The organism is Gloeothece verrucosa PCC 7822 (genome assembly GCF_000147335.1).
Lineage (GTDB): Bacteria > Cyanobacteriota > Cyanobacteriia > Cyanobacteriales > Microcystaceae > Gloeothece > Gloeothece verrucosa.
In genome coordinates this window covers 25,675-42,412 of record NC_014533.1, presented here as the reverse complement: position 1 = coordinate 42,412, position 16,738 = coordinate 25,675, and the positions used below count along the sequence as shown (strand labels likewise).

The 16,738-nt window shown below is 38.1% G+C and carries 7 protein-coding genes; 2 read left to right on the top strand and 5 right to left on the bottom strand.

Annotated elements, in window-relative coordinates:
• The first annotated feature begins 236 nt into the window (after window positions 1-236).
• Window positions 237-10,748, top strand: coding sequence for a Calx-beta domain-containing protein (locus tag CYAN7822_RS40250; protein ID WP_013334240.1), 10,512 nt, complete (start codon window positions 237-239; stop codon window positions 10,746-10,748).
• Between the two features lie 473 nt (window positions 10,749-11,221).
• Here the strand turns inward: CYAN7822_RS40250 and CYAN7822_RS27465 are convergent, their stop codons facing one another.
• The 3 genes from CYAN7822_RS27465 to cmr4 are packed head-to-tail and all read right to left on the bottom strand — an operon-like array spanning window position 11,222 to window position 14,067.
• On the bottom strand, window positions 11,222-12,862 hold the full coding sequence (locus CYAN7822_RS27465) for a hypothetical protein (protein WP_013334239.1): 1,641 nt from the start codon (window positions 12,860-12,862) through the stop codon (window positions 11,222-11,224).
• Window positions 12,863-12,874: 12 nt separating this feature from the next.
• On the bottom strand, window positions 12,875-13,264 hold the full coding sequence (locus CYAN7822_RS27460) for a hypothetical protein (protein WP_013334238.1): 390 nt from the start codon (window positions 13,262-13,264) through the stop codon (window positions 12,875-12,877).
• A gap of 17 nt (window positions 13,265-13,281) precedes the next feature.
• Window positions 13,282-14,067: a type III-B CRISPR module RAMP protein Cmr4 gene (gene cmr4 / locus CYAN7822_RS27455; RefSeq protein ID WP_013334237.1), complete on the bottom strand. Its 786-nt coding sequence runs from the start codon at window positions 14,065-14,067 to the stop codon at window positions 13,282-13,284.
• A 229-nt stretch (window positions 14,068-14,296) separates the two neighbouring features.
• Between cmr4 and CYAN7822_RS27450 the strand changes: the two genes are divergently transcribed.
• On the top strand, window positions 14,297-14,707 hold the full coding sequence (locus tag CYAN7822_RS27450; RefSeq protein ID WP_013334236.1) for a hypothetical protein: 411 nt from the start codon (window positions 14,297-14,299) through the stop codon (window positions 14,705-14,707).
• A gap of 58 nt (window positions 14,708-14,765) precedes the next feature.
• On the opposite strand, the gene CYAN7822_RS27445 is transcribed toward CYAN7822_RS27450, so the two are convergent.
• Complete coding sequence (locus CYAN7822_RS27445) at window positions 14,766-15,092, bottom strand: hypothetical protein (protein ID WP_013334235.1); 327 nt, start codon at window positions 15,090-15,092, stop codon at window positions 14,766-14,768.
• A gap of 551 nt (window positions 15,093-15,643) precedes the next feature.
• On the bottom strand, window positions 15,644-16,714 hold the full coding sequence (locus tag CYAN7822_RS27440; RefSeq protein ID WP_041934061.1) for a type III-B CRISPR module-associated Cmr3 family protein: 1,071 nt from the start codon (window positions 16,712-16,714) through the stop codon (window positions 15,644-15,646).
• Window positions 16,715-16,738: the final 24 nt, after the last annotated feature.

Here is a 16,738-nt window from a genome sequence, read left to right as displayed (position 1 = left end):
ATGTTCAGTTAAATAGTACCCCTTAAAAATTAACATAAAGTTTTAAGTTGCCACGAATGGTTACAAAACTTCATATTTATTAATAAATAAAAGTGACTCAAAAAAGTCAAATTGGGTACTTTAACAGCAGAGCGGAAAATTTTGGGGATTTTGCGATTATTTACTCGGCATCACTGAGGCTCAATCCTTAGAACTAACTGTTTAAACTGATATTTTTGAAAAATCGAGGAAACAATATGGGAACTTATGATACGCCGGGAAAAGCCAATAAAGTTGTTGTAGTCGGTAACTTGGCTTATGTAGCTGATTTATATCAAGGGCTACAGATTATTGATATCTCAAATCCGAATAGTCCCATTCTTAAAGGAACTTATAATACTTCAGGTGCGGGAGGTATAGCATTTTATGATGCTTCAGGTTCGACTCATGATGTAAAAATTGTGGGCAATTACGCTTACATTGCTGATGGATATAATGGACTACAAATTATTGATATTACTAATCCTGCTTCTCCGGTTTTGAAGGGACGTTATGATACTCCGAGTTATGCTCATTCAGTAACAGTAGTGGGCAATTTGGCTTATGTTGCTGATGAATTATCCGGGCTACAAATTATTGATATTACTAACCCTGCCGCTCCAGTAAGCAAGGGAACTTATGATACAACCGGAGCCGCTTATAGCGTAACCGTAGCCGGAAATTACGCTTATGTAGCCGATTGGGAATCATCAGAACTACAGGTTATCGAGATTACTAAATCTATTGCACCTATCCTGAAAAGCACTTATAAAACTTCAGGTTCACCTTGGGAAGTAGCAGTCAAAGGGAACTATGCTTATGTCGCTCAACATAATGGGAACTTAGATATTATCAACATTTCTAACCCCAATTCTCTCACCAAAGTGGGAAGTTATAAAATGGCTGATTCCGCTTATGGAATTACAATCGTTAATAACTTGGCTTATATTGCCGCCAATAACGCAGGGGTACAAGTTCTTGATATTTCTAATCCTGTTACACCCATCCTTAAGGGAAGTTATGATACAACCGGAAAGGCAGTGGGAGTTAGTGTAGTTGGTAACTCGGTTTATGTGGCCGATTGGCAATCAGGGTTACAAATATTAAACGTTAACCCGAATGATTGGAGTCAACCCGCGCCGACAGATATAACTCTGAGCAATAATTCCGTAGCCGAAAATCTTAAAGTGGGTTCTCTGGTTGGAACTTTGGCGAGTGTTAATCCTGTTAGTAGTGAAACCTTTAGTTATAGTTTAGTGAATGGAGAAGGAGATAATGATAATAATTTATTTACTATCCAAGGAAATCAACTGTTAACTAATAAAATCTTCGATTACGAAAACCAAAAGAGTTGCAGCATTCGTATAAGAACAAGTACAGGAAAAGGGTTATCTTATACAGAACAATTTACCATTAATGTAACTAATCAAAAAGAGATTATTCATCGAGCCACTTACAATACTCCAGGTTTAGATTTATCTGTAAAAGCCGTAGGGAATTTGGCCTATGTAGCCGCCTGGGATGTGGGATTACAAATTATTGATATTTCTAACCCCTCTGCCCCTTCTGTTATATCGACTTTTAATACTCCTGGTAGCGCCAGAAGAGTAACAGGAATTGGAAACTACGCTTATGTAGCCGATGGTTCTTTAGGTCTTCAAATTATTGATATTTCTAATCCTCTCGCACCAACTCTATCGGGAAGTTATGATACTTCAGGTTTTGCTCATGGGCTAACCGTCGTTGATAATTATGTTTATGTGGCTGATTCGGGAGCCGGATTACAAATTATCGATATCAGCAACCCTAATGCACCATTTCTCAAGGGAACTATTGATACGTTTGGCAGTGCGCGAGAAGTAAAAATTGTAGGAAATTATGCTTATGTTGCTGATGAAAATGCAGGATTAGCAATTATTGATATTTCTAATAAAACCACTCCCCGTCTAGTAGGAACTTATAATACTCCTGGTAGTGCTTTTGATTTAGAAATTGTCGGTAACTTGGCTTATATTGCTGATGAAACAGCAGGACTACAAATTATTGATATTTCTAATAAAACTGCCCCAACCCTTGTGGGAAGTTACGATACATCGGGAGATACTCAAGAAATAGCAGTCGTAGGAGACTATGCTTTTTTAGCGGATGGAAAATTGGGATTACAAATTATTAATATTTTTAACCCAACAGCCCCAATATTAGAAGCAAATTACAAAACTCCTAACTCTTCTAACTCTATAAAAGTAGTAGGAAATTTAGTTTATATTGCTAATGATGGTCAAGGATTACAAATTTTTGATGTAAAAGAATTTATAACCTCTGGGCCAACAGATATTATTTTAAGTAATAATGCTATAGCTGAAAATCAGCCGATAGGAACGGTAGTTGGTTCATTTAATCCTGATGGGGATAATGTCTTTACCTATAGCCTTGTTACAGGCACAGGAGCCGAAGATAATGCCCTATTTACTATTCAAGGGAATCAACTTAAAACAAATAGCATCTTTGATTATGAACAGAAAAATAGTTATAGCATTCGGGTTAAAAGTACCGACAGTAAAGGGCTATCTTATGAAAAACAACTGACTATCAAAATTGATGATATTGGTGGAATTACTTTTAAGGGAACTTATAATACTCCTGGGGCGGCTTGGAAACTAAAAATCAAGGGGAATTATGCTTATGTTAGTGATTGGCAATGCGGCTTACAAGTTATCGATATCAGTAACCCTAACAATCCTATTCTTAAAGCAAACCTTGATACTTCTGGAGAGTCAAGAGGATTAGCAGTCGTTGGGAATTTGGTTTATGTAGCCGATGGTTCATCGGGATTACAAATTATGGATATTAGTAATCCTCTTTCTCCCATTCAGTTAGGAAATTATAAAACTTCTGGTCATGCTTGGGATGTCAAAGTTGTTGGAAATTTGGCTTATGTTGCTGCCCATGATTCGGGATTGCAAATCATCGATATTTCTAATCCTAATTCTCCCTTTTTGGTGGGAAGTTATAACACTTCCGGTTTTAGTGTTGGAGTAAACATCGTAGGGAACGTGGCTTATGTGGCTGATTGGTATGCAGGGCTACAAATCTTCGATATTACTAATCCTATCTCTCCCATCTTAAAGAAAACCGTTAGTACCTCTAACAATGTGAGAAGCATAGTAACTGTTGATAATTACGCTTATGTTTCTCATTGGCAAGCGGGTTTACAAATTCTTGATATCACCAACCCTTTTTCTCCTGTTGTTAAAGGAACTTATTATACTCCTGGCACGATTTATGACATAGCAATAGAAGGTAAATATCTTTATCTTGCCGATGGATTAACCGGAATACAAATTTTTGATATTTCTAATCCTTCTACTCCCGTTCTTAAGGCAATTTATGATACACCTGGGGAGGCTATTGGGGTAAGTGTCATCAATAATCAGATTTACGTTACTGATAATCAATCGGGTTTACAAATATTAGAACTTAACCCCAATGAATGGAGTAATCAAACCCCAACAGATATAACTCTCAGCAATAATAGCATCCCAGAAAATCAAGCGCCTGGTACGATTATCGGCACATTTAATACCACTGATACTGACCTTAATTATACCTTTGGTTATAGCTTAGTTCCAGGTGTCGGAGATACTGACAATGCCAGCTTTACTCTTGATGGAAATCAACTTAAAACGAATAAAATCTTAGATTATGAGAGCAAAACAAGTTACAGCATTCGAGTTAGAACTACTAGACAAGGAGGGTTATCTTATGAAGAACAATTTACGATTAATTTAACTAATTTATCCGACCTTTCCCTTAAAGGAAGTTATGATACTCCGGGTCATGCTTGGGATGTCAAAGTGGTGGGCAATTTGGCTTATATTGCTGATCATACTTCTGGATTACAAATTCTTGATATCACTAATCCGGCTTCTCCCACTCTCAAAGGAACTTATGATACTCCTCATTTAGCTAACGAAATCGCGATCTCAGATAATTATGCTTATGTTGCCGATTGGGATTCAGGCTTACAAATTATTGATATCACTAATCCTGCTGCTCCCACTCTCAAAGGAACTTATAAAACTCCCGGGGCAGCTTTGGCAATCACCGTAGTCGGTCAGATCGCTTATGTTGGTTCTCATTCGTCAGGGCTAGAAATTCTTGATATTAGCAATAAAACTGCTCCGGTTAAAGTAGGAACTTACACGGTTTCTAACACTAAAGCTGTAACAGTAGTTAATAATTTGGCTTACCTGGTTAATGATGGGTTAGGGTTACACATTGTTGATATCACTAATCCGACTTCTCCCGTTTTGAAAGGAACTTATAACGCTCCGAGTTATGCTAAAGGACTGCAAGTTGTCGGTAACTACGCTTATGTTGTAGACCAAATTTTTGGCTTACAAATTATTGATGTTACTAATCCAGCTTCTCCGGTATTAGTTGGAAGTTATGATACTCCAGGTTATGCAAACGGCATACAAGTAGTGGGAAATTTAGCCTTTATTGCTGATGATTGGTCAGGGTTACAAGTTATTGATATTTCTAATAAAACTGCACCCACTCTTAAGGCTACTTATGATACGCCTTATACGGCTCAATCAGTATCAGTGGTAGGTTCAAATGCTTATGTGGCTGATGCTTGGTCAGGATTACAAATTATCGATGTTAGTTCGGTTATTAATTCTTCTCAACTCAAAACTGTTGTTGGTAATAATTCAGTAACAACCAATCAATCTGTTGCCACTACTAGCGGCATTAATCAAATTAACGTTAATTCAAATGATGCCATAATTTTTAGCTCTAATACAATTAATTCGTCTAATAATACTTTTACTCTAACTCCAAATTCCACCACAACGTCTGAAGTTACGGTAGCAGCTACAACACCCTCTGGTGACTATCAAATTGATGGGATTTTAAGAGGGGAGAAAGAGAAATGGAATTTTTCTTGGGGCAATAGGAAATTAACCTATAGCTTTTACTCTCATAGTGTATTTAATGGAGATTATTCTGGTGGTCAAACAGGAGTTGAAGAAGTTAGTGAAGGAGTAAAAAATAATTACCGAAAAATTTTTAATTGGCTAGAGAATGTCATTAATATTGATTTTGTAGAAGTTACAGAAAGCCCCAATAATTATGGGCGAATACGCATAGTGCCTTCTAGTAGCGGTTATGCTAGTGCTTTTGGCCCTACTGAAGATGAATTATACACTGTGGCAAGTGATATTTATCTTAACCAGACTTTTGATCGCTTAGGAGATGGTAATGGATTCCAAGAATCTGCTGGTTATCATGGCTATGCTGCTTTAATTCATGAACTTGGACACGCTTTAGGAATAAATCATCCTAATGCAAAAGATGTTCTTATACCTCCTGAAGAACTTCATTATGATCATACACTTATGGGTGGTTATGGAGGAGGCGTAGCCCCTGGAACTTTCATGAGCTATGATCTCAAAGCGCTACAATATCTCTATGGAGCTAAACAATACAACGAAACCAACACTACCTATCAATTTTCGGCTAGAACTGATAAATTCTCAGTTAATGGACAAACCTTTTTAGAAAGTCCCTATCAACTTAAACAACTACTTTGGGATAGCGGCGGCTTAGATACATTTGATTTTTCTAACTTAACTCCTAATACTTCAGGCTATCATTTAGACTTAACTCCAGGGGGAATATTAACTCCTCAAAGCGACTATAATGCTGGCACTTATACGGTTAATGGAGTCACCTATTATACCTCAAATTATGGGACAGTTATTGCTTACAATGTTTTAATCGAAAATGTCATTAACTCTAGCAGCAATGATGAAATTTTTGCCAATAGTGCCGCCAATACATTTAAAGGTTATAGTCCCACTCGTCAAACCGGAAATGATATCTACTGGAATACTGATAGTAATGACACCTTAGATTTATCAGCTTATTATAGCTCTGACGTGACTCAAACCAAAAACGGAAACGATTTACTTCTAAAATTAGCTCAAAATGGAACAATTACCGTTAAAAATTATTATCAAGGTAATCCTATTAATCTTCTCCTAAACACCTTACCTAAGCCAAGCTTATCTATTAACGATGTCACCGTTGTAGAAGGAAATAATGGCATTACTAAAGCCATATTTACCGTTAGTTTATCAAGTCCTAGCACCTCTTTAGTTACAGTTGATTATAATATGGCCGATGGGACAGCACTTGCCGGCTTAGATTATGTTGCTAAACCTGGAACCTTAACTTTTAATCCAGGGGTATCTAGTCAAACTATAACTGCATACGTTTATGGGGATAAACTTACTGAAGAAAATGAAACCTTTTTTATTAACTTAACTAATCCTACTAACGCAACTATTAGTGATAGTCAAGGAATTGGGATTATTAATAATGATAATGATTCATCTAAAACAGGAGGATTATTGGTTTCCCCCATCGGTGGAATTCCCTATGTTGATTGGACGATTGTCAATTACGTTGACCTCGATTCAAGTTCAGGAATTATCGATTATCGTGGCGGAAAATATACGGGTGATGGACATAATGGAATAGATTACGGAATAGCTGGTAGCTTTGCAGGTATGGATAAAGGCATTTCCGTTAATGCAGCAGCAGCCGGCACAGTGATTTTTGTACATGATGGGGAGTATGATCGCTATTTTGGAGATAATACAGGGCCATTGGATAAATCTAATAGCATTGTCATTGATCATGGTAATAATATCAGAACTGCCTATGGACACCTTAAGAAAGACTCTATTACTGTAAAGGTCGGCGATACAGTAGTGGCAGGTCAGCCGATGGGGCAGGTTGGCAGTTCGGGTTATTCAACCGGACCTCATCTTCACTTTGTCGTCTATGAAAATGGCCAGCCTGTAGAAACATATTTAAATCCTGAACGTTGGTGGGCTACTTCAGTACCTTATGCTGATGACGTTTTTGGCTCTCTGGCTCAAGGTATTACAAATTATGTTCCCACTCAAGCGGAATTTTATAATCGTCCAATAGATCACAAAGTTTTCTTTCAAAATGAGGGTGCAGGGCAAAAAGCCTACTTTTGGTCAAATCTTTTTGGCACCGACACCGGCGACAATCTCGATTTTTACTTCTACCGACCAAACGGGAATTTATATTCACAAATACATTGGGATGCAACAAAATACTCTTTCGGATGGAGAATGGCGGGAATAAACTTACCTAATGTGCCAGATCTTGGGGAGTGGCAAATAGATCTCCGCTTGAATGGAACAACCTTGGCCAAAGATTCCTTTACTGTTGTCGAGACCAATGATTCTCTTCCTGTTATTACTCTTGCTGTTAATCCTTCCTCTGTAACAGAAGACGGGACAACTAACCTAGTCTATACTTTCAGCCGCACAGGTTTAATGACTAATTCCCTTACGGTTAATTATACAGTTGGAGGAATTGCAGTCTTTAATAGTGATTATACTTCCTCTGGTGCGGCAAGTTTTGGGGTTGGTTTAGGAACAGTTACGTTTGCTCCTGGTGCATCTACGGCTACAGTCATTATAGACCCAATTCCAGATCAAGCGATTGAAACTAACGAAACAGTTGCTTTAACTCTAAGTAGTTCAGTTAACTATCTAATTGGGACAACCACAGCAGTAATAGGGACAATTAATAATGATGATAATGCCCTTCCTAGCATAACCCTTGCTGTTAATCCTACCTCAGTCAATGAAGACGGAACTACTAATTTAATTTATACCTTTACTCGTACAGGTTCAACCGCCAATGCTTTAACAGTTAACTTTGGTGTGGGAGGTACTGCTACCTGGAACAGTGATTATACTTCCTCCGGTGCGGCGAGTTTTACCTCTACTAGCGGAACAGTCACTTTTGCCGCCAATTCATCCACAGCTACGGTAACCATAGATCCCACCTCTGATACAACCATTGAAACCAATGAAACCGTTGCCTTAACTCTCAGTAGTTCAGCCAATTATACTGTAGGAACAACAAGCGCAGTAACAGGAACCATTCTCAATGATGATGTTAGTCTTCCTAACATTACCCTTACTGTTAATCCTACCTCAGTCAATGAAGACGGAACGACTAATTTAATTTATACCTTTACTCGTACAGGTTCAACCGCCAATGCTTTAACAGTTAACTTTGGTGTGGGAGGTAGTGCTACCTTTAACAGTGATTATACTTCCTCCGGTGCGGCGAGTTTTACCTCTACTAGCGGAACAGTCACTTTTGCCGCCAATTCATCCACAGCTACGGTAACCATAGATCCCACCTCTGATACAACCATTGAAACCAATGAAACCGTTGCCTTAACTCTCAGTAGTTCAGCCAATTATACTGTAGGAACAACAAGCGCAGTAACAGGAACAATTATTAATGATGATGTTAGTCTTCCTAACATTACCCTTACTGTTAATCCTACCTCAGTCAATGAAGACGGAACTACTACTTTAATTTATACCTTTACTCGTACAGGTTCAACCGCTAATGCTTTAAGCGTTAACTTTGGTGTGGGAGGTAGTGCTACCTTTAACAGTGATTATACTTCCTCCGGTGCGGCGAGTTTTACCTCTACTAGCGGAACAGTCACTTTTGCCGCCAATTCATCTACAGCTACGCTAACCATAGATCCCACCTCTGATACAACCATTGAAACCAATGAAACCGTTGCTTTAACCCTCAGTAGTTCAGCTAATTATACTGTAGGAACAACAAGCGCAGTAACAGGAACAATTATTAATGATGATGTTCTTCCCACTATTACCCTTGCCGTTAGTCCTACCTCAGTCAATGAAGACGGAACTACTAACTTAATTTATACCTTTACCCGTACAGGTTCAACCGAAGGCGCTTTAAGCGTTAACTTTGGTGTGGGAGGTAGTGCTACCTTTAACAATGATTATACTTCCTCCGGTGCGGCGAGTTTTTCAGCTACGACAGGAAGTATTACCTTTGCGGCTAATAATAATCAAGCATCCCTAACTCTTAATCCCACAGGTGATACTACTGTTGAATCCCATGAAACGGTTAGCATTACTCTTTTAGATAACACAGCCTATATTAAAGGTACAACGGCGGCGGTTATCGCTACCATTAACAATGATGATGGAGACAATAACAATAACGAACTTATCGGCGGGCCCGGGGCCGACAATCTTGACGGCCAATTGGGAAATGATACGATGATTGGTGGCGATGGTAATGATACTTATACCGTCGATAGTAGCGGCGATTTGATTGTTGAAAATCCTAACGCCGGCACCGATACCGTTAAAACTTACCTTAGCTATATTTTAGGAGAAAATCTTGAAAATTTAACCTTACTTGGCATAAGCAACCTTAACGCAACGGGTAACAATCTTAATAACAGCTTGACTGGCAATAATGGTAATAATATTCTGACGGATTCTCAAGGAAACGATACTCTCGATGGAAAAGGGGGAGACGATACCTTAATCGGTGGTGTTGGGAATGATGTTTACGTCGTTGATAGCATCCATGATGTCATTATTGAAAACACCGATGAAGGGATTGACAGCGTTAACGCTTCGGTTAGCTATACCTTAAGTGCTAATCTCGAAAAATTAACTTTAACCGGTACCGGCAACATTAACGGGGTAGGTAATAATCTTAATAATACTCTCACGGGCAATAGTGGTAATAACACTCTAATAGGTTATGAAGGTAATGATAGCCTTGATGGGAAGGGGGGCAATGATACGTTAATCGGCGGCTTAGAGAATGATGTTTACATCGTTGATAGTATCGATGATGTCATTACCGAAAACTCGGCCGAAGGGACTGACAGTGTTAACGCTTCGGTTAGTTATACCTTAAGTGCTAATCTCGAAAAATTAACTTTAACCGGTACCGGCAACCTTGAAGGTATAGGAAATAGTCTTGATAATACTCTCACCGGCAATAGTGGTAATAATACTTTAAAGGGAAATGAAGGCAATGATAGCCTTGATGGGAAAGCGGGTAGCGATACTCTTGTTGGCGGAAGCGGAAATGATGTTTACACCGTCGATCATATCAATGATGTCATTACTGAAAATCTGGCCGAAGGAACTGATAGCGTTAACGCTTCGGTTAGCTTTACCCTTGGGGATAATTTAGAAAATCTTACCCTCACGGGTAGTAGTAATCTCACAGGAACCGGCAACAGTAGTAATAATACTTTGACTGGTAACACAGGAGCTAATATTTTATCGGCAGGAGGCGGTAATGATAGTGTTAATGGCGGTAATGGTGACGACACCCTCTACGGAGGGGAAGGTAATAATACTTTAGTCGGTGGTGCAGGTAATGATGTTTTCGAGGGGGGAAACGGTGATGATCGGCTAACCGGTGGCGCGGGTTCTGATTCGTTCACAGGCGGCGGCGGCGTTAATACATTCGTGATTAATCCTTTAACTGATTCCTTATTAGCTAATTTTGACCGTATCGGCGATCTTAAGATTGGTGTAGACTTTATTGATGGTTCTAGTGCTGTAGGAGCCGTATCAGTGATGAAGTTAGGAGAAGTCACCCAATTAAGTGAAGTCGCCATCGCATCGGTATTTAATTCCACTAACTTCGTTAAAAACGGAGCCGCTATTTTTACTTTTGTCGAAGGAAGCACTACGCGCACTTTCCTGGCTCTTAATGATAGTACAGCCGGCTTTAGTGCCAGCACTGATGCAATTATTGAGATTACAGGTTACACCGGTGAGTTAAGCAACTTAGCTATCATTTAGCTATTTATAGCCTTTCTCACATTAATGAGGTACACCTTTAATTTAATTCATTGTTCCCTGTTCCCAGATCCGGTGTTCCCTGTTCCCTAAAACCAAGAACTTTGTACCTCACTAGACTGAAAAACGCTATATTTTTATTTACTGACAATAGCCACTTTATATAAGTACCTGGACATAAATAAAGCTTTCTGTATTAAGAAATGTAAAACTCTCCTAACTCTTACCAATTGCCCTTTCCCCGCAACCCGATTGCCCAATCTCACAGTTAACTTTAATTTTGTCCACCTACTTACAGCCGCTTTATTTGGTACAGTTTTTAAACGTAACTTATCGTAACCTGAGTGAGATATAAGTAGCTTACACTTAATGCTTTTTTTGTTCTGTTTGGGACTTTAAATTTTTATTGACAACCATTCATTTCCCCCCAAATAACCCCTTTATTTATAGAGTAAGTTTTCAAAGAGTAAATAAATTTAATTTCCCCAAAGCTTTTCAAAAGAGGATGATTCCTGTAAAAAAAGGATAAAATCTCGGGTATTTTGAGAATCATCAGGAAAAATTGTTAATAATTCTACATATTCAGATGTATATTTTCTGCCTCGTTCAACAAGAATAGAACGGGGATACATTCGATGCCAAATTCGTCCTATTTTATTTAATTTTCCGGTTAATTCTGTTTGTTTAATGGTTTGATTACTTCTATAAGCTTGATGAAACCAATAAATGGCTTCAGAATCGTCTTGGCTATTAGCTATTCTACCCCAAACTTGAACGCGATTAGGGTGAAATGCTTCTCGCCAATTGCATCCCAATAAGTTTAAATTGGCTTTTTTATACTTGACCCAACCTTGCATCGATTGATATATTCCCTCTAAAAATCTTTTAATATCTTCTAACTGATTAACAGGAATATACAGCTTGCGAGACTGTTCAATAAATTGCCAATGACAGCCAATCATCGGTTTATTTCCATTTTTTAAATACTCGGGGAAAAAAAGTTCATGGTCCACTCTACGCCAAGATTTACCAAATCCTCCTAATAATAAACTAAATTGTATTAAGTCGGTCACAAATCGGGTTAAGTTTTCCTGTTTTTTCTCGGATAAATTTTGCAAACACAATAAGTCTAATCTCCCTTTGACTTTATAAGTTGGGAAAGAAACCGGATAGCGACTCGGCGTATAAGTAAACTTGTCAAGGGAAAGTTGCTTAACTTCAAAAGAAATTCCCAGTTGACCAATGGTTGCGCCTGATGTTCCCCCAATTCCTCCCCATAATTCCTGAGTTAATCTTTCGGCCGTTTTTTCATCTGTTACCCCACCCAATAATCGCAAGGTATGACCCCGTAAGGCGGCTTTAAATAGGTTAGCCCGAAATTCTCCTTTAACTTCATTGTTACCTTTTTTTATTGATTGAGAAGCTAATCCTTTTCCTTGTAAATGAATACTCAATAAACTATTAGCTGTATGGTTTTTCGGTTGGCCATAGCCGGCACTGACTCGGCAACCTATGCCTTTTCCTAATGCCGCTTCCCAAATTTTCCAAATTTTTTCCCACTCTTGTACCTCTAATGTTCGGGTGCTAGAAATGCCAAAAACTAAGGTCGGTTGATGCAGAGAAATTTGTATAAAAGCACTATGATTAGCATTAGTTTTTACCTGCCAATCTTGCTGTGGATGAACAATATCTACTAATTCTTCTTCAATCCATTCTAACGAGTTTGGGTATCCTCCATGAAAACGTAATATTCCCGGATTAATTTCATTGCCTTTTTTTCCTCCACAATATTTTAAGGCTTCTTCTTCTGTACAAGCCCTTAAAAATGCCCCTTTCATACTCGAACCGGGATAAAAAGGAAAACCCTTTGCACCAATGACCGGACGAATAACCCCTTCATCTTGTCCACCGTTACTGACAAAGCGCCAGGTCATTTGGTATTCTTTGGTCTGTATGTTCGATGAAAAATCGGGGATTTCTTCTTCTACTCCTTCAACCCATTGGTCTACCCAATGATAAGCTTCTTGGGTTTCTTGTTTAGGAATTAGGCGCTGTATTTGGCATCTGCCTTCAATTTGGGCGCGAAACATGAGAGGAATTTGATTGATGTTAACCATAGTTTTTTTGGCTTATTTATAACGTTGTGTCCACCAGACTAAACTGTCACATAAATTGGTCAATATTGCTAAGACTACTTTGCGCTGTTGGGGGTTAAAGTTCCACAGTTTTTCGGTCATTGTTTTGATAGCGGTGGTGTCTTCAGGAGAGAGTTTATCGTTAGGAAGATTTACCCCGGCTTGTTGCATAATTTCCGCTAATGTTTGCCATGTGGCTTGCCAGTATGCGGCTTTATTTTCATCAATTTTCCGCAAGCGAAACTGTTCTCCCCAAAATCTTTCTAATCCATAAGCTACGGTGACCCGCATTTTGTGAGATTCTTTAATAACATTGCCTTTGTCACGATAGTTTAAAACTAAATCATGGGCTTTTCGATCGATGTTGTAAGGTTCCCAAGCCATTTTATTTTAGACTCCTTTTATAGATTTAAACTAATTTTACAGTGACCAAAACCAATAGATTCTAAGCCACCTAAATACATTTCATTGCTGTTTTTTGCGTTGAAAGGTTGCCATTTTTCGGCATCTTCTTGGTTTTTGAAGGCAATGGCAAAGATTAAAATTGTTCCTTCGGGTAAAGCTTCTGTATTGAAAAATCCGCCTGTATCGACTTTTTTTTGGTCTTTTTCTAAGCGAACTCGACTCTGACGATACAAGGCCATGTCATGTATCATGGCTATTTCATCATCCCCTACGACGACAGCCGCTAATTGTTCTCCGTCCGGAAACCAAGGGGTAAAATCTTCGGTTTTTTCAACGCTAAGAAAGCCAAAGTTAAAAAATAGCATTGATTTCCCTTCAACGGTTAAAGCTTGTAGAGTTTGCGAACCGGTGTAAAGTTCCGGGATGGTTGCGTTAACTCCTGTGATTCTTTGATAGCGCTTGAGTAAACGGGGACAACTCACCCAGACGACGGGTTGACCGGGACAAAATACGGGCAGCCAAACTATAGATGCGTATTCAAATTTTACTTTTGATTCGGTAGTTTCTGATTCGTTCCCATACCAGTCGTTAGCGGCTTCTTCTCCTTGTTCTAAATAAGTTTCTGACCGAAAGCGCCCTCTTATTGAACTTCCTGGTATAATCCCCGTTTGGGTAAATTGATCGCGGAAAATTAGGTTTAAATTGCCGCTTTCTTCTCCGGCTGTTGCACCTACATGAAGCGGCGCTAGGGTTTCGATAATTCCGTAAGCTTTGTGATACACTAATCTGTCTCCAAACTATTGATTGATTTTAGATTTTTCAAGTTCATTTTAATTGGTTGTTGGAAATAGTCTTTTCCTTTATCTGAGTAAAAGTAAAGTTACAATATTCTACGGATAAGTAAGCATAGTTGAGTAAGAGCCTGCTATTATGATATTATAAAGGATAACATTTAGTCAAATTAAGTTTCGTCCTATTTCGGTTTAATCCAATAGATAGAGACATCTAACTATGCGTGATGAATTACAACCTGATCAATTACAACCTGATGAATCACAACCTGATGAATCACAACCTGATGAATTACAAAACTTAGAAGCACTGGTAATTAGAAGAGAAGAAGCTATTCGTCGTCGCCGTGAATTAGAAGAACTGAGACGACAACTAGACTATGAGCGTATTAGCTATGATACCCCAGAGCAATTGGATGAACTAGCTGAACTTGCAGATACTACAGTTCAAACTCCAAGCTTTAAGGAACGATTTTGTCGCTTGTACAATCAGCGAATCACAGGAACTATTTCTGATATTGGTGAATTAGTTGTAGAGATAGCATTCGCTTCTAACATACCTGTGCTACTTGGTGCATTAATTATTATTAAGTTTTTAAGGCTGAGGCTTGATGATTATTGCGGAGACTGAATAAGAGAGTAAAAATTAGTTAGCCAAAGTCAATTGAAATTTTGACCTTGGCTAATGCTTATTCGATTGCCTTTTTTGCTTTTTTAATGGCTATTTGACGTTCAAGGTCAGCAATTTCTAGATCGAGTTCAGTTATTTCACTGTTAACTTGCTTTAAGTCTTCAAGAATTTCTTGTTTGCTGCGCTTTTTGCCATGAATTTGTTCCTCGTCTTCTTGTAATTTTTGAGTTACAGATTCTATCGAACTTTTTAAGTCGGCTGACCCAGATTCATTGATTCCCAGACGAATAAGTAATTCAACCGCTTTTAAAACATCTTGCTTGTAAGCTTCTTTTGATGGATAATCTTGCGGTTTTTTCAGATTCAGAAGTTCTTTTACACTCATGACTAAATCCCAACTATAGGTTTACATCATGTGATGTACTTTATCTACCTAAGAGACTTCAAATAGGAAAAATCCCATTTGGGTACGTTAGCTATTTGAAGATAGTGTGAATCTCTTGCAATTAGCTTAATTTGAGTAGTAATTTTACAAAAATGTAATGCTACCCTATCATTTAAAATATGCCTCAAATAATTTATCATTATTTTTTCCTCTAAACTTTTTCTTTTGGATTTTAATAATTATAGCACATAATAACCATGAACTACAATACTTGTATGATATTGTCACAGTTCGTTCTGTAACTTTGTATACTAGGATAAGACAGCTTGAAAAAGCTTTAATCCCTTACCGATTAGGTCAAATCGGAATAGTTGGAGACAATACCCATGTAATGTAGTTCATATACCTTAGAGACTTTTTTGTCTTCAATGGGTATAAATGTAAGCACTATCTCAAAAACGTTAGTCATTGCTTCTAAAGTTAATGATTGACGTTTTTACTTTTAGTTTGAGGAAAATTTCCTCAATTATACCCATTTAAGGTACTTTCCCTTAAATTGGTAATGCTAACCCACATCCCCAGCGCTTGAAAGATGGCCCCTCTTTAGGAAACCATTCCTCATCCCATTCATACCAAGTTTTATTTAGGGCTTTTTTTAATACATAAACTGTTCCCGCAGGTACAGCATAACGTCCTCTTGATAAGCATTTAGGGCCGTCTTTTTGTTGATGTTCATGATCTCCTAGACGATAGCGAAAAGGTATAGGGCGGCTAGTATAAAGGGTTTCTAACTCCCAGACTGTTTGGTTAGCGCTGTCAGGGTCAGATTTTTTATATTTTTCTTTATCCCCTTTTTGTAAATAAATGGGTTCTCGGTATGAAAGTCTATTTGAACCCCAAACAGCCGGGGTAATAATAGCAAATTTTGTTTCTATTTTTTGTTGAAATAATTCTTTAATTTTTTCATTTAATTCAAAACATTTTACCTCAACAATATGTCCTTCTCCTCCAAAACGATACCAGCCAGATTCGAGTTCTCTATTAGCTAAGTAAACTAAACAGTTATCAGGATTTAACTGTACTGCGTTTTCCAAAAATAAACTCCCTTCTCTTTGTTCATCTTCGTCTGATTGTTGTATCACTATTCGCTGATCTTTTTCTAGTTTAGGATGAAGATGGGGGCAGAATTTCCAGGCTTTTTTGTTATCGTTATAAGGATTGATCACATTAGTGGGATTTTGCCAGTCGGTGATTGCTATCCATGTTCCTTGATCAAATTTATCGTTAGGTGCTTTTCCGTCGTAAAACCAACCTTCTTTTTTACTATCCCAAGTTAATTTAGGTCCTATTTTTCCATCGCTGACTAAATAAGTTAGAGGAGTAGGAACATAAAAATTTTGTTCACTTCCAACCTTTTCTGTGTTACCCCAAAAAGGTCCAGCTACTAATAAGTTTTGTATAGCATCATTGCCATATTCCGCCGCAAATAATCCTGAAAATGTAGCCGCACTTGGAGGAAAGTTAGTTCCCGATCTCCCGACTAAGTTTTCTGGTGATAAAAATCTTCCTGAACTTCCATAAAGAAAGCCTAACGGTTCTATCATTATTAAATAACTAAACATATTTTTCATCATTTGTCAAGTGTT